Below are 21,243 nucleotides of genomic sequence, written 5' to 3'. Positions count from 1 at the left end.
GAAGCTTTTTGAGTATCAATAAATGAGGCGTGGGATTATGCGCGGTAAAATGAGAGAGCGGAAACGGCAGGATGTAAAACTATAACCTTCTGCACACTTTATTTTCGGGACTGAAGCGTGTGATTAAATAATGTCGGTACCCATACATAAACAGTATGTATGGGTAACTGTTCGTATTCTGTTAAATCAGGTTAAATATGCGCAATAGAATTGGGCGTATGGCCCGTCTTACGCAGCAGCATCAGTAAATAAATAAACGATACGCTGGCGATCATGATAAACAGCAAGCTATCTGAATAATTCTGCATCAGCATCGCGGTAAATGAAGGACCAAGCAGGCTACCCACGGTATAGCTTAATAACAATGCCTGATTCATGGCGACCAGCTGATGGTGCTCCACCTTTTCACAGGCCCAGGCCATCGCCACCGGATAAAGGGTGAAACCAGCCGCCCCCAACATAAACAATGCGGGCGCCATCGCCGCCTGATTCAGCATGGCGATACTTCCGACGATCACCACGAAGACCTGAACGCGTAAAACCAGCAGGCGTCCCAGCTTATCCGCCAGACGACCAATCGGCCATTGTCCCAGAATACCGGCGCTAACCAGAACCGCCATCCAGAAACCAATGCTGGCGTTACTCACCCCTTGATGGTTGAGATACAAAGGCATCAGGCCATACAAAGACCCCAACACAATCCCGGAAATAATGCAGCCATTTACGCCCAGACGCGCCTGCCGCAGCTTTAGCATAGAGACAATAGGCGTAGACTGCTGTTCATCACCCTGCTGATTGGCAATGCGCGTAAACAGCAGTGGCAAAACGCCAGCAAGGACTGTACCCGTTACCCACGGCAGGACGTTCATCAATTCAGTTGATACTTTACTGACCAACAACTGGCCTAAAAACGTCCCCACGTAATAGATCATCATATAAGCGGCAAGCAAACGTCCGCGATTACGCGAAGTCCCGCTGCACATCAGCGCACTTTCCACTACCACCCAAATCATGGCGCAGCCAACACCGGCGATAAAGCGCCAGGTCATCCAGCTCCAGAATCCCACCATAATCCCCAGCCCGACACAGCCCACGGCAAAAATAAGCGAGGCGATGTAATAGCTGCGATTAAAACCCAGGTGTTTTATTAAATACCCGGTCAGCAACGTCCCTACCAAATTACCGGTAAAGTAGGACGAGCTCACCACGCCTACCTGCCATGTTGGCAGATTTTCATGGGCGAGCCAAAGCGGGACGAGCGTGTTTAACACAGCTATCGCCAGGGTCAGCAGCAGCAGCCCGCATAGCAATAGCATAACGGGACGGGTATAGGTGGACATGAATAAAAACCGTGAGGAAGTTCAAATTTCATGCGCATCATGCCACTGCCAAAAACATTGTCAATCGGCGTAATCAAAGGGCTGAGGCGCTTTCCAGACGATCGATTTGCATTACTGATTCTTAATGTGAATAGATAAAAAATACAAAAACACATCTGCTTGTTTTTATTGATCTAAAACAAAAATCTCGCGTTTCGTTCAGTCGAAAAATTTCATGGACTCCCCTTACTTTTATTTCTTACTAAACTCTATGCGGGATGCGAAGCTGCATTGTCTTCAAAATAGAACAGTGAGTTCTTATTTATCTATCTAATCCAGATGTCGTTCTTTTCGTAGACTTAAACTCATCAAATTTCCCCCACCGATGTAGAACAGGAGAAATACCATGACTAAACCTTACGTAAGACTTGATAAAGATAATGCGGCAGTATTGCTGGTTGATCATCAGGCTGGGCTGCTCTCTCTGGTTCGGGATATCGATCCCGATAAATTTAAGAACAACGTGCTTGCGCTCGGTGACTTAGCAAAATACTTCAAACTTCCGACCATTCTGACAACCAGCTTTGAAACAGGTCCAAACGGACCGCTGGTACCGGAACTGAAAGCGCAATTTCCCGATGCGCCCTATATTGCTCGCCCCGGAAACATTAACGCATGGGATAACGAAGATTTCGTGAAAGCCGTGAAAGCGACCGGCAAAAAGCAGCTGATTATCGCCGGTGTTGTGACGGAAGTTTGCGTCGCCTTCCCTGCGCTCTCAGCTATTGAAGAAGGTTTTGACGTCTTTGTTGTTACCGATGCGTCAGGCACATTCAATGAAATTACCCGCCATTCAGCGTGGGATCGAATGTCGCAGGCTGGCGCTCAACTGATGACATGGTTCGGCGTCGCATGTGAGCTGCACCGCGACTGGCGCAACGATATCGAAGGTCTGGCGACGCTGTTCTCGAATCACATTCCGGATTATCGCAATCTGATGACCAGCTACGACACATTAACTAAGCAGAAGTAAAACCAGGGCGAAAACCCTGGCCTGACATATTATTGATAGTGCTTCGCTTATCCGGCCTACGGATCGTGTAGGCCGGATAAGGCACGAGCAGCCATCCGGCATAGTATGGATTAACTCGCCACCGCCATACCGACGGTCATATGCAACCCGTAGAACACGCCACGACCAATCAACTCGCCAACTAACAGCAAAATAAACGCGACTGAAAGCAGCGGAACGGCAGGCTGGTAGCCTTTCACCTGCGGTACAATCCAGCAGCACAGCGCTAATGCCAGCGCCACAATCCGCCACGCCATCAGAGAGCCGTAATCCGGAACCAGCGCAGACGCCTGCTGAATCGAACTGTGGATAGTAGCCAGTTCAACCCCCTGCATGACAGACATGATAGCGCTCACGACCAGAGCAAGCACTGAGATAGCCGGCAGCAGGCGCATCGCCCAACCGTCCACGCCAGCAATTCTGAGCAACAGATATCCCAGAAGCGGCCCGCCCATAAACATCGTCAGGAAGAAGCCCAGCGGCGTCCAGACACTGTACCAGGTCGGCACGGTATCGATGGTGTTATATACGCGCACCATCATCCAGACAAAAACCACGCCCAGCACCATGGTGACAACTAACCACAGATTACGTAATGCGGGCGGCATTTTTTTCAATGTAGCCAGCAGCCAGCCAATGCCACCAACGGCAAAGAAGATTGAGCCACTGGCAATCTCATTACTCAACGCAGAAGACCCAACGCGATTGAGTGAGTTAAAGGCGCGCATCGGTGAACCCAGGTGGAGCATAGAAGCAATAAAGCCAATGCCCATTAATACCCACAGCCCGAACATGCAGACAATCACGCGCTGCTGCGATTCTGGACGTAAGTCACCTTTCATCAGCGCAAGCGCCAGAACGATAAAGCCGCCAACCACACACTGTCCGAAGACAGTGAAGATCATCAGCGGCCATTCATGCCATCCACTTCCCATCTTACACCTCCTTCGGATTAGCCAGATAACCTGTGGTATCCCCGGTCGGGCGGCTATTGGCGTTAGGTTTGATGACAATACTTGGTTTGGTAAAGTGCGCCCCCGGCAGTGGCGCAACCGCAGCCAAAGTACCGTGTTTTTTGCGCAGTTCCTCAATCGGACCAAAATCCAGCGCACGCAGTGGGCATGACTCAACGCATATAGGTTTTTGACCTTCAGCGACGCGCTCATGGCAGCCGTCACATTTAGTCATATGCCCTTTTTCAGCGTTGTACTGCGGCGCGCCGTAAGGACAGGCCATGTGGCAATACCGACAGCCAATGCACACATCTTCGTCGACAACGACAAAGCCATCTTCACGTTTGTGCATCGCGCCGCTCGGACAAACCTTGGTACAGGCCGGATCTTCACAGTGGTTACAGGCAATAGAGAGGTAATAGGCAAAGACGTTCTGATGCCAGACGCCGTTATCCTCCTGCCAGTCACCACCCGCATACTCATAAATGCGGCGGAAGCTAACTTCCGGGGTTAAGTTCTTGAAATCTTTGCAGGCCAGTTCGCAGGTTTTGCAACCGGTGCAACGGCTGGAATCAATAAAAAATCCATACTGGGTTGTCATCGGTTACTCCTTACACCTTTTCAACCTGAACAAGGTTCGTGTGTGACGGGTTCCCCTTCGCGAGAGGAGACGGACGCTGGGTTGTCAGAACATTAATGCAGCCGCCCTGATCCACGCGTTTTGCATCCGGGTCATACCAGGCCCCTTCGCCCAATGCCACCACGCCTGGCATCATACGCGGCGTGACTTTCGCCTCAATATGCACTTCACCACGATCGTTAAAGATACGTACCTTGTCGCCGTTGTTAATGCCGCGTCGCTGCGCATCCATCGGGTTGATCCACATTTCCTGGCGGCAGGATGCTTTCAGAACATCCACGTTGCCATAGGTCGAGTGGACGCGGGACTTGTAGTGGAAGCCGGTCAACTGCAGAGGGAATTTCTCTACCAGAGGATCGTTTAAGCTCTCAAAGCCTGGGGTATAGATCGGCAGCGGATCGATCACATCGCCTTCCGGCAGTTCCCAGGTTGCAGCGATCTCAGCAAGCTGCTGCGAATAAATTTCGATCTTACCTGACGGTGTGGTCAACGGATTAGCTTTAGGGTCCTCACGGAACGTCTTGTACGCCACGTGATGCCCTTGCGGGTCGCGTTGTTTAAAGATCCCTTGCTTACGGAATTCTTCAAACGTTGGCAGTTCAGGAATCGCTTTGCGTGACTGCTCGTAGAGATGGCGCATCCACTCTTCCTGAGTACGACCTTCTGTAAACTGCTGCTCTACGCCAAGGCGTTTCGCTAGCTCGCTGGTCATCTGGTAGATAGTCTTGCATTCGAAGCGTGGCTTGATCGCCTGATCGGTGAAAATCACATAGGACATGTTGCCGCAGGAAGCATCCAGCGCGAAGTCCATCTGCTCAGAGGCGGTGCAGTCCGGCAGCAAAATGTCCGCGTATTTCGCCGAGGAAGTCATATGGCAGTCGATGACGACGATCATCTCGCATTTGTTCTCATCCTGCAGGATTTCATGCGTACGGTTGATATCAGAGTGCTGATTAATCAGGCAGTTACCGGCATAGTTCCAGATCATCTTAATAGGAACATCGAGTTTGTCTTTGCCTCGTACGCCGTCACGCAGGGCCGTCATCTCCGGGCCTCGCTCAATCGCGTCCGTCCACATGAACATCGAAATACTGGTTTCAACCGGGTTTTCCAGCGTAGGCATACGTTCAAACGGCAAACTGTATGAGCCCTCACGCGCCCCGCTGTTGCCGCCGTTGATCCCTACGTTACCGGTCAGGATTGCCAGCATAGAAATGGCGCGCGTCGCTATTTCACCGTTAGCGTGGCGCTGCGGCCCCCATCCCTGGCTAATGTATGCCGGTTTAGCGCTACCGATTTCGCGCGCCAATTTGACGATTCGTTCAGCGGGAATACCGGTAATCTGCGCCGCCCATTCCGGAGTCTTGGCAATACCGTCCTTGCCCTGCCCAAGTATATACGCCTTGTAGTGACCGTTCTTCGGCGCGTCGGCCGGTAAGGTTTTCTCGTCGTAACCTACGCAGTATTTATCGAGGAACGGTTGGTCAACCATGTTTTCGGTGATCAGGACATACGCCAGGCCATTAACCAGCGCCGCATCGGTACCAGGACGGATCGGGATCCATTCATCTTCACGGCCCGCGCCGGTATCCGTGTAGCGGGGATCGATAATGATCATGCGGGCATTGGATTTCTGCCGCGCCTGTTCAAGATAATAGGTTACCCCACCCCCGCTCATACGGGTTTCACCAGGGTTATTACCGAACAGAACCACCAGCTTGCTATTTTCAATGTCGGACGGACTATTACCGTCAGCCCAGCCGCCGTAGGTGTAGTTCAACCCGGCAGCGATTTGCGCTGAAGAATAATCCCCGTAATGGTTAAGGTAGCCGCCGCAGCAGTTCATCAGTCGCGCCACCAACGTTTTTCCCGGCGGCCAGGAGCGCGTCATGGTGCCACCCAGCGTACCGGTACCGTAGTTCAGGTAGATAGACTCGTTACCGTAATCTTTAATCAGACGCTGCATATTGCTGGCGATGATGTCGTAGGCCTCATCCCAACTGATGCGCTCAAATTTGCCTTCGCCACGCTTGCCGACGCGTTTCATCGGGTATTTCAGACGATCGGGATTATAGACACGACGACGCATAGAGCGGCCACGCAGACAGGCGCGTACCTGGTGCAAACCGTCATAGTTGTCATCGCCAGTGTTGTCAGTTTCGACATATTTTATTTCACCGTCGACCACATGCATACGCAGTGGGCAGCGGCTACCACAGTTCACCGTACACGCGCTCCAGATCACTTTCTCATTAATCTGTGCCGGATTAAGGGCTTCTGCGGCATTTGCAATACGGGCAAATGGCAGGGTAAACGCGCTACTGGCCACCGCCAGTCCGCCTATCGCCGTCGTTTTCACCAAACCGCGGCGACTAACCTCAGCTGCCAGCACGGCATCGGGGATCTTAGTTTTCATAGTGGCTCACTCTGCTGCTCACAATAAACAAAAGACAATTACTCGTTATGTATATTTTTATATAGCGTTACTATCGATATACAGACAGGTAGGTAATGAATTTGCGGAAAGGCAGTGATAAATACCAACCTTCATTCGAAGGCAGTATTACTCCTGTAGGAGTAGGTGTTATTGTCCAGCGTCAAACAGGCATAAAAAAAGCGCCCTGAGGCGCTTTTTTAGCAGAGAAAGGTAGCTTAGCCGATGAATTCCAGGCCATTCATGTACGGACGTAATACTTCCGGAACCTGAATGCGACCATCAGCCTGCTGATAGTTTTCCATTACCGCAACCAGCGTACGACCTACCGCCAGACCGGAACCGTTCAGCGTATGCACCAAACGGGTCTTTTTGTCGGATTTGCTGCGACAACGCGCCTGCATACGACGAGCCTGGAAATCCCACACGTTGGAGCAAGAAGAAATTTCACGATAGGTGTTCTGCGCCGGGATCCACACTTCCAGATCGTAAGTTTTACATGCGCCGAAGCCCATGTCGCCTGTGCACAGGATGATCTTGCGATACGGCAGACCCAGCAGTTGCAGGACCTTCTCGGCATGACCGGTCATCTCTTCCAACGCATCCATCGAGTCTTCCGGGCGAACGATTTGCACCATCTCAACTTTATCGAACTGGTGCATACGGATCAGACCACGAGTGTCACGGCCATAAGAACCTGCTTCAGAACGGAAGCACGGCGTATGCGCGGTCATTTTGATCGGCAACGCATCTTCGTCAATGATTTCGTCACGTACCAGGTTGGTCAGAGGAACTTCTGCCGTTGGAATCAGCGCATAGTTGCTGCTGTCCGCTTCTTCATCCAGTGGACGCGTGTGGAACAGATCGCCTGCGAATTTTGGCAGTTGGCCTGTACCGTACAGCGTGTCATGGTTAACCAGATACGGAACGTAGTTTTCGCTGTAGCCATGCTGTTCGGTATGCAGATCCAGCATGAACTGAGACAGCGCACGGTGCATACGCGCGATCTGCCCTTTCATGACCACGAAACGGGAGCCAGTCAGCTTAACTGCAGCAGCGAAATCAAGACCCGTGTGCATTTCACCCAGGGTAACGTGATCGCGCACTTCGAAATCAAACTCACGCGGAGTACCCCAGCGGCTAACTTCGACGTTGTCATTTTCGTCTTTGCCCACCGGAACTTCGTCCGCTGGCAGATTAGGAATAGTCAGCGCAATGTCGCGGATCTCGGCCTGTAAGGTATCAAGTTCAGCTTTCGCGGCATCCAGCTCTTCGCCCAGTTTGTTCACTTCCAGACGTAAAGACTCGATATCTTCCCCGCGCGCTTTTGCCTGGCCGATGGATTTCGATCGAGAGTTACGCTCTGCCTGCAGGTTTTCAGTTTGTACCTGCAGAACTTTACGACGCTCTTCAAGAGCGCGCAGCTTATCTACATCCAGCTTAAAGCCCCGGCTTGCCAGTTTTTCTGCGACTGCGTCTGGCTCATTACGCAGCAGATTGGGATCGAGCATGCTTATCCTGTGCTTATCGAATTAAAATAGGAGAAAGTGACCACAGCCTGCGGTCACAGGGATACAGAGACAACATTACCGCAACGATAACACTAACGGTAGCGTTTTATAGGGCTATTTTGATCCTGTCCGGCAAGCCAGGCGAGCTTTTCGCCAATCTTGCCTTCAAGACCTCTGTTTGTGGGGTGATAATAGCGCGTTTGTGCCATTTCCTGCGGGAAGTACTCTTCTCCGGCGGCATAGGCATTTGGCTCATCATGAGCGTAACGGTACTCCTGACCGTAGCCCATCTCTTTCATCAGCTTAGTCGGCGCATTGCGCAGGTGAACCGGTACGTCGTAATCCGGACGTTCACGGGCATCTGCCAGCGCAGCTTTGAAGGCGGTGTAAACCGCATTACTCTTCGGCGCACAGGCCAGATAAACGATCGCCTGAGCAATGGCTCGTTCGCCTTCCGCTGGTCCCACGCGGGTAAAGCAATCCCATGCGGAAATCGCCACCTGCATAGCGCGAGGGTCAGCATTGCCCACATCTTCAGAGGCAATTGCCAGACAGCGACGGGCAACGTATAGCGGATCGCCGCCAGCGGTGATGATTCGCGCATACCAATAAAGCGCCGCATCCGGGGCACTGCCGCGCACCGACTTATGCAATGCGGAGATAAGATCGTAAAAGCGATCGCCTTTATTATCGAAGCGCGCGCTGCGCTCACCGGCAATTTCAGTGAGCAATTCCGGTTTCAATACGCGCTTGCCGGAATCATCAACTTCGGCCATATCGGCCATCATTTCCAGCGTATTCAGCGCCCGGCGTGCGTCACCGTTAACCAGTTCAGCAATCGCCCGACGCGTCTCTGGCGGCAGAACGATATCCTGGCCGCCGTAACCCCGCGCGTTGTCTGACATCGCCTGGTCCAGCACCTGCTCAATGTCGTCGGTGGTTAACGATTTCAGTAAATAAACGCGTGCACGCGACAGCAGCGCGGAGTTCAACTCAAACGAGGGGTTTTCAGTGGTGGCGCCAATAAACGTGATGGTACCGTCTTCAATATGCGGTAAAAACGCATCCTGTTGGCTTTTATTAAAACGGTGAACTTCATCCACAAACAGGATCGTGCGCCGACCCGCGTTACGATTCTGACGCGCACGCTCAATCGCTTCACGAATTTCTTTTACACCAGACGTAACCGCCGAAATGCGTTCAACATCAGCGTTGGCGTAACGGGCAATAACTTCAGCAAGCGTAGTTTTCCCCGTCCCCGGCGGTCCCCATAAAATCATGGAGTGCAGGTGCCCGACCTCAATGGCGCGTGGCAAGGGTTTACCCGCAGCCAGCAGATGCTGCTGGCCGATATACTGCGCTAAATTTTCTGGCCGCATGCGCGCGGCCAGTGGCTGAAAAGTATTCTCAGAAAAGTCGAGCGACAGATTGCTCACTCACACGCCTCTACTTACGTTGATCGTCAACCGTTACACCTTGCGGCGGGGTAAAAGTAAATTTAGAGGGTTCAATCGCACCATTCTGCTGAGATTTCAGTTGATAGCTGCTGCGCTGATCGTCTTGTTCAACGGCGCTAAACTGGTGGATTGTCCCGTCGCGCCCAACATTGATAGTAAACTGCTTCAGATTACCGCTGCTGGTTTTTGGCGTCAGCACGAAATCATCGCCGTTTTGCTTAATGTTGTACTGCTGCCAGTCGCTGGCCTGGTTACGCGCAATCAGCATGAACGGCGTGTTGCCCGTGGCGTCTTTCAGCCAGGTCGCAGTCGCCTGCTCGACAAACGGGTTAAAGAACCACAGCGTTTTACCATCGGAAACCAGGATGCTCTCATCAGGCTGCGTCATATGCCAGTTAAACAGATTTGGACGTTTAACCCATAAATCACCCTGACCTTCCTGCACCGCCGCGCCGCTACCGTCCGTGACCTTCTGAGTAAAGCTGGCATGGAAGCTACTGACTTTATCCAGGCGGCTTTTCAGGTCGCTGGCAGCATCAGCCCAGACGCTGCTCACCACAAAGCTCGACAGTAATGCACAGGTGATTGCGATTCTTTTCATCGTTATTCCTCAAAATACGTCACTCCCAACGGGGAGATCCCTCTGCTATCCATTTCAGGCCAAAAATCAGCATGAGGAAAGTAGAAAATACTGAATTACTTAACTTTGCAATCATTCGAAGGGCGGCGGAGCCAACACTTCACGATTACCATTATGCCCTTGCTCGCTGACAATTCCTTGCGCTTCCATCTGCTCGATGATACGCGCCGCTCGGTTGTAGCCGATACGGAACTGACGCTGGACGCCGGAAATTGAGGCTTTGCGTTTCTGGGTCACAAAGTTTACCGCCTGATCGAACAGCGGATCCAACTCTTCACCACCATCAAAGCCGCCACCGCCGCCTTCGCTTTCGCTGTCAGAGGTGATGCCGTCAACGTATTGTGGGCGACCGCGCGCTTTCCAGTCCTGAACCACCGCGTGAACTTCTTCATCGCGTACAAAGGCACCATGTACACGCACAGGAATCGTCGAGTTTGGTGCGGAATAAAGCATGTCACCCATACCCAACAGTGATTCCGCTCCGCCCTGATCAAGGATGGTACGCGAGTCAATTTTACTGGACACGGTAAAGGCGATACGCGTCGGGATGTTCGCTTTAATCAGACCAGTGATAACGTCAACCGACGGTCGCTGAGTTGCCAGCACCAGGTGGATCCCTGCCGCACGCGCTTTTTGCGCCAGACGGGCAATCAATTCTTCCACCTTTTTACCTACGGTCATCATCAGGTCGGCGAATTCATCCACCAGCACAACGATATACGGCAGTTTCTCCAGCACCGGATGCTGAACATCCATGCTGTCGCCCGGCTTCCAGTACGGGTCCGGAATCGGACGTCCCATACGTGAGGCTTCAGCAATTTTCTCGTTATAACCAGCAAGGTTACGCACGCCAAGCGCCGACATCAGCTTATAGCGACGTTCCATTTCATTGACGCTCCAGCGCAAGGCATTAGCAGCATCTTTCATATCGGTCACAACTTCAGTCAACAGATGCGGAATGCCTTCATAAACCGACAGTTCCAGCATTTTCGGGTCAATCATGATAAAGCGAACGTCTTCCGGCTGCGCTTTGTACAGCATGCTGAGGATCATGGCGTTCACCCCAACCGACTTACCGGAACCGGTTGTACCTGCTACCAGCAGGTGCGGCATTTTTGCCAGATCGGCCACCACCGGTTCGCCCGCAATATCTTTACCCAGCACCACGGTCAGCGGAGATGAGTTATCACGGAATTTAGCGTTATCCAGCACTTCACGCAGATAAACGGTTTGACGTTTTTTATTCGGTAACTCCAGTCCGACATACGGTTTGCCTGGAATAACCTCAACCACACGTACCGCCGCGGTGGACAACGAACGCGCCAGATCTCGCGACAGGTTGGAAATACGCGCCGCTTTAACGCCGGGAGCCAGATTCAGCTCAAAGCGGGTAATCACCGGACCTGGAGAGTAGTTCACCACATCGGCTTTAATGCGGAAATCAGCCAGACGCGCTTCCACCAGACGTGCCATTTGCTCCAGTGCGAACGTATCTATCGGCTCAACTTCGCTCGGCGGCGGCGTGAGCAGATCTAACGATGGCAGCGGCGTACTTGGACGGTGCGCCGGACGACTGTCGCCATTACGCATCAGCAGCGGATGGATCAGACTATCCTGCGGCGGTGGTGTAACGGGCTGCGCCGGCTGCTGATAATGCTGCTGCGGTGCGACAGGCTGCACCGGTTGCTGATAGTGCTGCTGCGGTGCAACGGGCTGCGCCGGCTGCTGATAGTGCTGCTGCGGTGCAACGGGCTGCGCCGGCTGCTGATAGTGCTGCTGCGGTGCGACAGGCTGCGCCGGTTGCTGATAATGCTGCTGCGGTGCAACTGGCTGCGCCGGTTGCTGATAATGCTGCTGCGGTGCGACAGGTTCCTGGTACTGCGGCGCAGACTCCGGCATTACGCCTGGCGTAAACAGCGGCTCATGCGGTCCCTCGTCTACCAGCGTTTTCATTGGAGAAAACTCAAAGTCATCGAGCGAGAACGGATTTGCCCCGGCAGGCTGTTCACCGGAATAGCGCTGCTGCTGGGAGTTGGCAAACTGGCGAGCCAGTTCCGCTTCTGCGGCTGAATCTTCGTCATCAGCTTGATTAGTATCGTCCTGATACTCTTCGCCATAGCGGTTCTGCTGCGACTGGGCAAACTGACGCGCCAGCTCATCCTGCTGCATCGCATCAATTTCATCGTCACTGTACACATCAGTATCAAGCTGCTCTTCACGCGCTTTCTCTTCAGCCATTCGCTGTGACGGCAGTTTGATGCCATACGACGCCAATTCCCGACGAGTAGGTACGCGCACACGGTTCGGACGCGGTAACTGCGGACCAATACCCTCTTTCACCTGTGGACGCGGCGCACCGCTACCCGCAAGGCTAAAGACAGGTGCTGCGGCAGCGCTACCTGCTCCGAGAGCGGCACTTTTCACGCCAGCGGCCAGCGGCGCAACGGCAGCAACCGACTCAACGGGCGGAATGGATGCAGCCGTCGGCATAGATGGCATAGACGGCTTAACACGTTCAGGTTCCTGAACAGGCTCTGGAATTGGCTGATACCAGGCGGCCAGTTGCTCGCGCTCACGCGCACGTTTCTCTTCAACTTCTTCAAAATAGTAGAGTGGAGGACGAGTCGGTTTAACCTCTTCTACCACCGGTTCAGGTTCCACCACAGGTGGTTGTTCCACCACAGGCTGCTGGAACGTAGTACTCTGTTGAAGAGTGGATTCCTGCTGATAAACAGGTTGCGGCACGGGCTCCGGCTGATAAGCAGGCTGCTGGAACGTGGGACTCTGTTGAACGGTCGGTTCCTGCTGATAAACAGGCTGCTGCACGGGCTCCGGTTGGTAAACAGGTTCCGGCTGCCAGTTTTGCTGCGCAGCGAATTCCTGCGGTTGCGGCGCGACGGGTTGCGCATAAGCGGGTTCAGCGGTCTGCGGCGCGTAATATTGCGGCTGCGGACTCTGCTCTACAACCGGTTGCTGCCATGGCTCATACTGCTGTTGTACCGGTGGCTGCGCGTACTGGGTTGGCTGCGGATAACCTTCCGGCGCTGGGGCAATCACCGCATCACCAGTTTGCGGACCAGGCGCGGATTGCCAGGCGACGGCTGGAGCGGCTTGTTCCATAACGGTGCTGGTCACGGGCGACGTTTGCAGCAGCGGATCAACCGGCGCACTCCAGGCCTGCGCGGCCGTTGTAGCCGCTGCGGCGGCGGCCACAGGCTCTGTCACCGAATGACCATTCAGCAACGGGTCGAGTTCGTCATATTCAGGTAGCGTCGCGCGATTGCCGGAAAACAGCACATCGTTAGGATCGGCAACAACGCCGCGGGCGCTATATTCAATTTCGTCTTCATCATCCATGCGTTTGCCAGAGAACAGCGCCGCATCGGTATGACGGCCAAGCGGGTTGGTAAATTTCTCCGCCAGACGCTTACGGCGCGCTAACGCACCGCGCAGAATACGAGCCCGTCGCGATTCATGGGGTTTGCCATCAGCGGCGTCGACAGACTCGTCTTCATCTTCATATTCTTCGTCATCGACCCAGGTATCGTCGCGGCGGGTACGGTTGCTGGCAAAGGTCAGGATATTGAGTAACCAACCGCCCAGTTTTTCCGCAATGCTCACCCACGACCAACCGGTAAACAGCGTTAATCCCGCAGCCCAAATGCATAATAGCGTCAGCGTACCGCCGCTGCTGTGCAGTAATGGTTGCAGCGTCGTACTGAGCAGACTGCCGATCACGCCGCCAGAGGCGAAATACCAGATATCATCGGCATTGATTGCGGCAAGACCGCAGGAAGTGAGAATTAGTGCCAGAACGCCAATTATGCGCAGCGAAACGGCAAAATAATCGACGTATTCGTCGCTGGCCTGGTGTCGCCATGCAAACCAGCAACCGCCGACAATGATGACGGGAATGGTGTAGGCCATGACGCCGAAAATAAAGAACAGCGTGTCCGCCAGCCATGCTCCGGGAATTCCTCCCAGATTATGAATAGGTTCGTGCCACGCGGTTTGCGACCAACTGGGATCCGAAGGGTTAAAGCTGAGTAAGGCAGCCATCAACCAGACGGCAAAAAGGGCAATAAGGATCAGTAGCGCTTCCAGAAGTCGGCGCCCGCTGCTTAACTTCGTCAATGTGACGTCTTTGTCTTCAGTGTATTCCTGGCTCAAAAACGGCTCTCCAGGTTTCAGGCTTTTCCTGCCCGATGCTAAAACGGACAACAGCACCGGGTTGCCCCGGCACTGTTGCTGTATGGATTAACAGGAGTGTAATCAAACTGCGTCGATTTTGCACCTGTTCCGTGTTAGCGCGTCTTAATTACCAGACGATTGCTCTGTTTCACTTCTTCCATTACTACATAAGTACGTGTGTCATTCACGCCAGGCAGACGCAGCAGGGTTTCCCCCAACAGCTTACGGTATGCCGACATATCCGGTACGCGTGTTTTCAGCAAATAGTCGAAATCACCGGAAACCAAATGACACTCTTGAATTTCTTCAAGTTTTTGTACCGCAGAGTTAAATTGTTCAAACACATCCGGGGCGCCACGATTCAGAGTAATCTCAACAAAAACCAGAAGTGATGCATCCAGATAATGCGGGTTTAACAGCGCTGTATAGCCCTGAATGAAACCCTGTCTTTCCAACCGACGCACACGCTCAAGGCAGGGCGTTGGTGAAAGACCCACACGTTTAGAAAGCTCGACGTTAGAAATACGCCCATCCTTTTGCAGCTCATTAAGAATGTTACGATCGATACGGTCGAGATCTTTGCCAGGGCGCTTCTTACTATCTACCATTATTATTGTCTCTCTGTATTCCTTCCCTACTCCTGCCTGACTCTACCAACATCACTGTTCAGAGTCGCTACCCATCAAAATAAACCGCAACCCAGAGGGATTTTTGGTTTGCAATGCCTGGGCTTATGGTGAGAAGACCGTTGCCTGTCGGCGGCTATCGACATCACGAATGGCATCTGTCCACACCATGCGTAGATTTCGCTAACACGGTAAACATGATATCTACATGCATGATTATGCAGCACATACATGACACAGTTTTTTTCTTCCTTGAATGTTTTCGCAAAACAGCAGGTGATTGTCAAAGCAAAACATCGATTTTTAGTACAACATGCCAGTTATTCATTCGCAGTGATGGAAAATCGTCATTTTATCACCTTATAACTGACCGATTTTAAGTAGAAATCGTTATAGTATTACGCTTAATTCATCCGCTCATCGGTTTCTGCTATTACACATATTGTTAACAAAATCGCCATACTCTTTTTTTACGCCTGTAAATTCCCTACAATCCTGCTCATTGCCTGCCAACAACTATGGGGATCTCATGGGCGCAACCAAACACAGTAAACTTCTTATTCTGGGCTCTGGCCCTGCGGGATATACCGCTGCGGTCTACGCTGCACGCGCTAACCTGCAACCGGTACTGATCACCGGTATGGAAAAAGGTGGTCAGCTGACCACAACAACAGAAGTGGAAAACTGGCCTGGCGATCCGCACGATCTCACGGGCCCGCTGCTGATGGAGCGTATGCACGAACATGCGACCAAATTTGATACTGAAATCATTTTTGATCACATCAGCAAAGTTGATCTGCAAAACCGTCCTTTCCGTCTGACCGGCGACAGCGGTGAATACACCTGTGACGCACTGATCATCGCCACCGGCGCTTCAGCACGTTACCTGGGCCTGCCTTCGGAAGAAGCATTCAAAGGCCGCGGCGTTTCCGCCTGTGCGACCTGCGACGGTTTCTTCTACCGTAACCAAAAAGTTGCGGTGATCGGCGGCGGCAACACTGCTGTTGAAGAAGCGCTGTATCTGGCGAATATCGCATCTGAAGTGCATTTGATTCACCGTCGTGACAGCTTCCGCGCCGAGAAAATTCTCATCAAACGTTTGATGGATAAAGTCGAAAACGGCAACATCGTGCTGCATACCCACCGCACACTGGAAGAAGTGACCGGCGATCAAATGGGCGTAACCGGACTGCGCCTGCGCGATACGCAAAACACTGATAACGTGGAGTCGCTTGACGTTGCAGGGTTGTTTGTCGCTATCGGTCACAGCCCGAATACCGCTATTTTCGACGGCCAACTTGAACTGGAAAACGGCTACATCAAAGTACAGTCAGGTATTCACGGAAATGCAACCCAAACCAGCATTCCGGGGGTTTTCGCAGCCGGTGACGTGATGGACCATATTTATCGCCAGGCGATCACCTCTGCGGGCACGGGCTGTATGGCTGCGCTTGATGCTGAACGTTATCTGGACGGTCTGGCTGACGCTTGCAAATAAGTTTTACAAATCAGTAACAAAAGTAAAAAAGGCGACTATAAGTCGCCTTTATTTTTGCCTCGTTGTAACATTGCCCTGCCCAAAAATTCCTATAACTCACCTGCTAAGCGTGCAATGAATAAAACCCGTCAAAAAGAGCTGACCCGCTGGTTAAAACAGCAAAGTGTAATTTCCCAACGATGGCTGAACATTTCACGCCTGTTGGGATTCGTGAGCGGTCTGTTAATCGTCGCTCAGGCCTGGCTCATGGCCCGAATTCTGGACCACATGATCATGGCCAATATTCCCCGAGAGGCGCTTCTGCTTCCTTTCATCGTGCTGGTATTGATTTTTATCCTGCGGGCATGGGTCGTCTGGTTACGCGAACGGGTCGGGTTTCACGCAGGACAACATATTCGCTTTGAAATTCGCCGCCAGGTGCTTGACCGTCTGCAACAGGCAGGTCCTGCCTGGATACAAGGTAAACCAGCCGGGAGCTGGGCTACGCTTATCCTGGAACAGATTGACGACATGCATGACTACTATGCACGTTATCTGCCGCAAATGGCGCTGGCCGTATGCGTCCCGTTATTGATTGTCGCGGCGGTGTTCCCGTCAAACTGGGTGGCCGCGCTTATACTGCTCGGAACAGCCCCGCTGATCCCGTTGTTTATGGCAATGGTCGGTATGGGCGCAGCCGATGCTAACCGCCGTAATTTTCTTGCTCTTGCCCGCCTCAGCGGTCATTTCCTCGATCGCTTGCGGGGTATGGAGACGCTAAGAATATTTGGTCGCGGTGAAGCCGAAACGGAAAGCATCCGCGCTGCGTCACAGGATTTCCGCCAGCGCACCATGGAAGTCCTGCGCCTGGCGTTCTTGTCATCCGGTGTGCTTGAGTTCTTTACATCGCTTTCTATTGCGCTGGTCGCGGTGTACTTTGGTTTTTCCTACCTAGGAGAGCTTGATTTCGGCCACTACGGGACGGGCGTCACGCTGGCTGCTGGCTTCCTCGCGCTCATTCTGGCACCGGAATTTTTCCAGCCTTTGCGCGATCTGGGTACGTTTTATCACGCCAAAGCACAAGCCGTTGGTGCAGCGGACAGCCTGAAAACCTTTATGGAAACCCCGCTGGCTCACCCAGAGCGTGGCGACATTGAACTGGCAACGAAAGACGCCGTTTCAATAGAAGCACAAGATCTGGTAATCACCTCGCCTGAAGGCAAAGTGCTGGCGGGTCCGCTCAATTTTACCCTACCAGCCGGTCAACGCGCGGTACTGGTTGGACGCAGCGGCTCCGGCAAAAGTTCGCTACTCAATGCCCTGTCTGGTTTCCTCTCTTATCAGGGATCGCTGCGAATTAACGGTTTTGAACTGCGCGACCTGTCGCCTGATTGCTGGCGTAAACAGCTGTCATGGGTTGGTCAAAACCCACAGCTTCCTGCCGCTACGTTACGCGAAAACGTGCTGCTGGCTCGCCCCGATGCCAGCGAAGAACAGCTACAGGTCGCACTCGACAGCGCCTGGGTCAGCGAGTTTCTACCGCTGCTGCCACAGGGTGTGGATACGCCAGTTGGCGATCAGGTGGCTCGACTTTCCGTCGGACAAGCCCAGCGCGTTGCCGTGGCTCGCGCCTTGCTCAATCCCTGCCAGTTACTGCTGCTGGACGAACCCGCCGCCAGCCTTGATGCGCACAGCGAACGCCGCGTGATGCAGGCGTTGAACGCGGCATCGCGCCGCCAGACCACGCTGATGGTGACACACCAGTTGGAAGATCTTACCGACTGGGACGCTATCTGGGTGATGCAGGATGGTCAGATCGTTGAACAAGGTAACTGGACCGAACTTAGCTCAGCCAACGGGGCTTTTGCGACATTACTGGCTCATCGTCAGGAGGACATCTGAATGCGCGCTTTGCTACCTTATCTGACGTTATATAAACGCCACAAATGGATGTTAACGCTGGGGATCGTTCTGGCGATCGTCACGCTGCTGGCAAGTATTGGTTTACTGACGCTTTCAGGTTGGTTCCTGTCGGCTTCTGCGGTGGTTGGCGTCACCGGGATTTACAGCTTTAACTATATGCTCCCTGCCGCGGGCGTACGCGGTGCCGCAATCACCCGTACCGCAGGGCGTTATTTCGAGCGGCTGGTCAGCCATGACGCAACGTTCCGCGTGCTGCAACATTTGCGTATTTATACCTTCAGCAAACTGCTGCCGCTCTCCCCTGCCGGTCTGTCTCGTTATGGACAGGGGGAATTGCTTAACCGAGTAGTGGCGGATGTCGACACGCTCGATCATCTGTATCTGCGCGTGCTCTCCCCGCTGGTAGGCGCTTTTGTCGTCATTATGGTGGTTACGCTGGGGCTAAGCGTTCTGGATTTCACACTGGCTATCACCCTCGGCGGTATTATGCTGCTGACCTTGTTTATCTTGCCCCCGCTCTTTTATCAGGCAGGCAAGAGCACTGGACAAAGTCTGACGCATCTGCGTGGACAATATCGTCAGCAGTTAACGTCCTGGCTGCAAGGCCAGGCTGAATTGACCATATTTGGCGCCAGTGAACGCTACCGCGCTCAAATGGAAGCCACCGAGTTGCAGTGGCATGAAGCCCAGCGACGCCAGTCTGAATTAACCGCGTTGTCACAGGCGGTCATGCTGTTAGTTGGCGCACTGGCGGTGATAATGATGTTATGGATGGCCTCAGGCGGCGTGGGTGGCAACACCCAGCCTGGCGCACTGATCGCGCTGTTTGTCTTCTGTGCGCTGGCGGCGTTCGAAGCGTTAGCGCCAGTCACCGGCGCGTTTCAGCATCTCGGTCAGGTTATTGCCTCCGCGCTGCGTATCACCGAATTAACCGAACAGCAGCCAGAAGTCACCTTCCCGGCTGCCGGTTCCCCGGTTCCTGAGCAGATCACCCTTACGCTACGCGATGTGTCATTCAGCTACCCGGGACAGGCACAAAAAGCGCTCGATACTCTATCCCTACAGGCTACACCCGGTGAACACATTGCGATTCTTGGCCGTACCGGTTGCGGCAAGTCAACGCTGCTGCAATTGTTGACCCGCGCATGGGATCCGCAGAATGGCGAGATTTTGATTAACGAGCAGCCGATTGCAACCCTTAGTGAAGCCACGCTGCGCCAGAGCGTTAGCGTGGTACCGCAGCGCGTACATCTGTTCAGCGCAACGCTTCGCGATAACCTGCTGCTGGCGGCACCGCATGCCAGCGATGACGCATTAGCCGCGATGTTGTGCCGCGTCGGTCTGGACAAACTGCTTGAGGATGATGGACTTAACGCCTGGCTGGGCGAAGGCGGTCGTCAACTTTCTGGCGGTGAGCTCCGTCGTCTGGCTATCGCCCGCGCCTTATTGCACGATGCTCCACTGATGCTGCTGGATGAACCTACCGAAGGGCTTGATGCCACAACGGAAAGCCAAATGCTTGAATTAATTGGCGATGTCATGCGCAATAAAACCGTACTGATGGTTACACATCGTCTGCGCGGGTTGTCGCATTTCGATCAAATAATAGTAATGGACAACGGACAAATTATTGAGCAAGGTAACCACGCAGATCTGTTAGCCAGGCAGGGGCGTTATTACCAGTTTAAGCAACGTCTGTAAGCTATTATTGAACGATCAAACTCGCGTAGTGGAGTTTCGCTGTCATGCGCCTGGTGCAACTGTCCCGCCATTCTATAGCCTTCCCGTCACCGGAAGGCGCTTTACGCGAGCCTAACGGGTTGTTGGCGCTAGGCGGCGATCTCAGTCCTGCCCGCCTGCTGATGGCCTACCAGCGCGGTATTTTTCCATGGTTTTCACCTGGCGACCCCATCCTCTGGTGGTCGCCCGATCCGCGCGCTATTCTTTGGCCCGAGAAATTTCACCTCAGCCGCAGCATGAAACGCTTTCATAAAAATTCGCCTTATCGCGTGACGCTCAATTACGCGTTTGGTCAGGTGATTGAAGGCTGCGCGAACGATCGGGAAGAAGGCACCTGGATAACGCATGATGTGGTGGACGCTTACCATCGCCTGCATGAACTGGGGCATGCACACTCAATCGAAGTGTGGCGGCACAATGAATTAGTGGGCGGTATGTATGGCGTGGCGCAAGGTACGTTGTTTTGTGGCGAATCGATGTTCAGTCGCCAGGAAAATGCGTCCAAAACCGCACTGCTTGTTTTTTGCGCGGAATTTATCCGTCAGGGCGGAAAATTAATCGACTGCCAGGTATTAAATAGCCACACAGCTTCGCTGGGGGCGGTCGAAACACCGCGGCGGGAGTACCTTGAGCACCTGAGCAGACTGCGCCAGCAGCGGCTACCGAGCCATTTCTGGGTTCCCAGGACGTTATTTTCACCTCAGGGGTGAATGTTTTCGGCACATTTTTTGTCGGGGTGTTATAATTGTCGCGCAGAGTTGGTTTAGCCCATTACCCCGCCGCCGTTAAGGAACAGTTCGCGCCAGGCAACGCCTATCGTTTATCTCCTCGTTCCCTTACACGTTGCGCTTTAAGTGCAGCTTTGCTGTGTGGTTAGAGTAATGCGCCAAACCCGATTTGCTGTGTTTTAAACGCACAAATCTTTACTTATTAAAAGAACTTCGGCATTATCTTGCCGGTTCAAATTACGGTAGTGATACCCCAGAGGATTAGATGGCCAAAGAAGACAATATTGAAATGCAGGGTACCGTTCTCGATACGTTACCTAATACCATGTTCCGCGTAGAGTTAGAAAACGGTCACGTGGTTACTGCACACATCTCCGGTAAAATGCGTAAAAACTATATCCGCATCCTGACGGGCGACAAAGTGACTGTTGAGCTGACCCCGTACGACCTGAGCAAAGGCCGCATTGTCTTCCGTAGTCGCTGATTGTTTTTAACGCCCGAATGGCGTCCAGATAATAAAAGGTCGGTTTAA

15 protein-coding genes are annotated in these 21,243 nt (G+C 53.1%); 6 read left to right on the top strand and 9 right to left on the bottom strand.

Going from position 1 to position 21,243, the window contains the following annotated elements:
• Positions 1–191: 191 nt before the first annotated feature.
• Entirely contained in the window at positions 192–1,340 is a 1,149-nt protein-coding gene (locus tag E1B03_RS09635) for an MFS transporter (protein WP_103768935.1), read from the bottom strand.
• Positions 1,341–1,725: 385 nt separating this feature from the next.
• On the opposite strand from E1B03_RS09635, the gene ycaC reads away from it, so the two are divergent.
• Positions 1,726–2,352 carry an isochorismate family cysteine hydrolase YcaC gene (gene ycaC / locus E1B03_RS09630; RefSeq protein WP_016152433.1) on the top strand — a complete coding sequence of 209 codons (627 nt, stop codon included), beginning with the start codon at positions 1,726–1,728 and terminating at the stop codon, positions 2,350–2,352.
• Between the two features lie 110 nt (positions 2,353–2,462).
• On the opposite strand, the gene E1B03_RS09625 is transcribed toward ycaC, so the two are convergent.
• The 8 genes from E1B03_RS09625 to lrp all read right to left on the bottom strand — a co-directional run bounded on the left by E1B03_RS09625 (position 2,463) and on the right by lrp (position 14,825).
• A complete protein-coding gene (locus E1B03_RS09625; RefSeq protein ID WP_103768934.1) occupies positions 2,463–3,326 on the bottom strand; it encodes a dimethyl sulfoxide reductase anchor subunit family protein in 864 nt (287 codons plus the stop codon).
• Between the two features lies 1 nt (position 3,327).
• Positions 3,328–3,945: a DMSO/selenate family reductase complex B subunit gene (locus E1B03_RS09620; RefSeq protein WP_103768933.1), complete on the bottom strand. Its 618-nt coding sequence runs from the start codon at positions 3,943–3,945 to the stop codon at positions 3,328–3,330.
• Between the two features lie 10 nt (positions 3,946–3,955).
• A complete protein-coding gene (dmsA, locus tag E1B03_RS09615; protein ID WP_103768932.1) occupies positions 3,956–6,400 on the bottom strand; it encodes a dimethylsulfoxide reductase subunit A in 2,445 nt (814 codons plus the stop codon).
• 236 nt (positions 6,401–6,636) lie between these two features.
• A complete protein-coding gene (gene serS, locus E1B03_RS09610) occupies positions 6,637–7,929 on the bottom strand; it encodes a serine--tRNA ligase (protein WP_003836908.1) in 1,293 nt (430 codons plus the stop codon).
• A 92-nt stretch (positions 7,930–8,021) separates the two neighbouring features.
• Positions 8,022–9,365 carry a replication-associated recombination protein RarA gene (gene rarA / locus E1B03_RS09605; RefSeq protein ID WP_133086109.1) on the bottom strand — a complete coding sequence of 448 codons (1,344 nt, stop codon included), beginning with the start codon at positions 9,363–9,365 and terminating at the stop codon, positions 8,022–8,024.
• A gap of 10 nt (positions 9,366–9,375) precedes the next feature.
• Positions 9,376–9,987, bottom strand: coding sequence for an outer membrane lipoprotein periplasmic chaperone LolA (gene lolA / locus E1B03_RS09600; protein WP_003831898.1), 612 nt, complete (start codon positions 9,985–9,987; stop codon positions 9,376–9,378).
• A gap of 111 nt (positions 9,988–10,098) precedes the next feature.
• Entirely contained in the window at positions 10,099–14,196 is a 4,098-nt protein-coding gene (gene ftsK / locus E1B03_RS09595) for a DNA translocase FtsK (RefSeq protein ID WP_103768930.1), read from the bottom strand.
• A gap of 134 nt (positions 14,197–14,330) precedes the next feature.
• Positions 14,331–14,825: a leucine-responsive transcriptional regulator Lrp gene (gene lrp, locus E1B03_RS09590; RefSeq protein ID WP_002439523.1), complete on the bottom strand. Its 495-nt coding sequence runs from the start codon at positions 14,823–14,825 to the stop codon at positions 14,331–14,333.
• A gap of 547 nt (positions 14,826–15,372) precedes the next feature.
• Here lrp and trxB point away from each other — a divergent pair.
• From trxB to infA, 5 genes are all read left to right on the top strand, one after another.
• Positions 15,373–16,341, top strand: a complete 969-nt coding sequence (gene trxB, locus E1B03_RS09585; RefSeq protein WP_016152427.1) for a thioredoxin-disulfide reductase — start codon at positions 15,373–15,375, stop codon at positions 16,339–16,341.
• A 114-nt stretch (positions 16,342–16,455) separates the two neighbouring features.
• Positions 16,456–18,222, top strand: a complete 1,767-nt coding sequence (gene cydD, locus E1B03_RS09580; RefSeq protein ID WP_103768929.1) for a heme ABC transporter permease/ATP-binding protein CydD — start codon at positions 16,456–16,458, stop codon at positions 18,220–18,222.
• On the top strand, positions 18,223–19,944 hold the full coding sequence (cydC, locus tag E1B03_RS09575) for a heme ABC transporter ATP-binding protein/permease CydC (RefSeq protein ID WP_133086108.1): 1,722 nt from the start codon (positions 18,223–18,225) through the stop codon (positions 19,942–19,944).
• Between the two features lie 44 nt (positions 19,945–19,988).
• Positions 19,989–20,693, top strand: coding sequence for a leucyl/phenylalanyl-tRNA--protein transferase (gene aat / locus E1B03_RS09570; RefSeq protein WP_079934666.1), 705 nt, complete (start codon positions 19,989–19,991; stop codon positions 20,691–20,693).
• Positions 20,694–20,976: 283 nt separating this feature from the next.
• Positions 20,977–21,195 carry a translation initiation factor IF-1 gene (gene infA, locus E1B03_RS09560; RefSeq protein WP_002211347.1) on the top strand — a complete coding sequence of 73 codons (219 nt, stop codon included), beginning with the start codon at positions 20,977–20,979 and terminating at the stop codon, positions 21,193–21,195.
• Positions 21,196–21,243 lie beyond the last annotated feature (48 nt).

Source organism: Citrobacter arsenatis, from assembly GCF_004353845.1.
Lineage (GTDB): Bacteria > Pseudomonadota > Gammaproteobacteria > Enterobacterales > Enterobacteriaceae > Citrobacter > Citrobacter arsenatis.
Note: the sequence above shows the minus strand (reverse complement) of the source record. Positions and strands in the feature narration are given on the sequence as shown.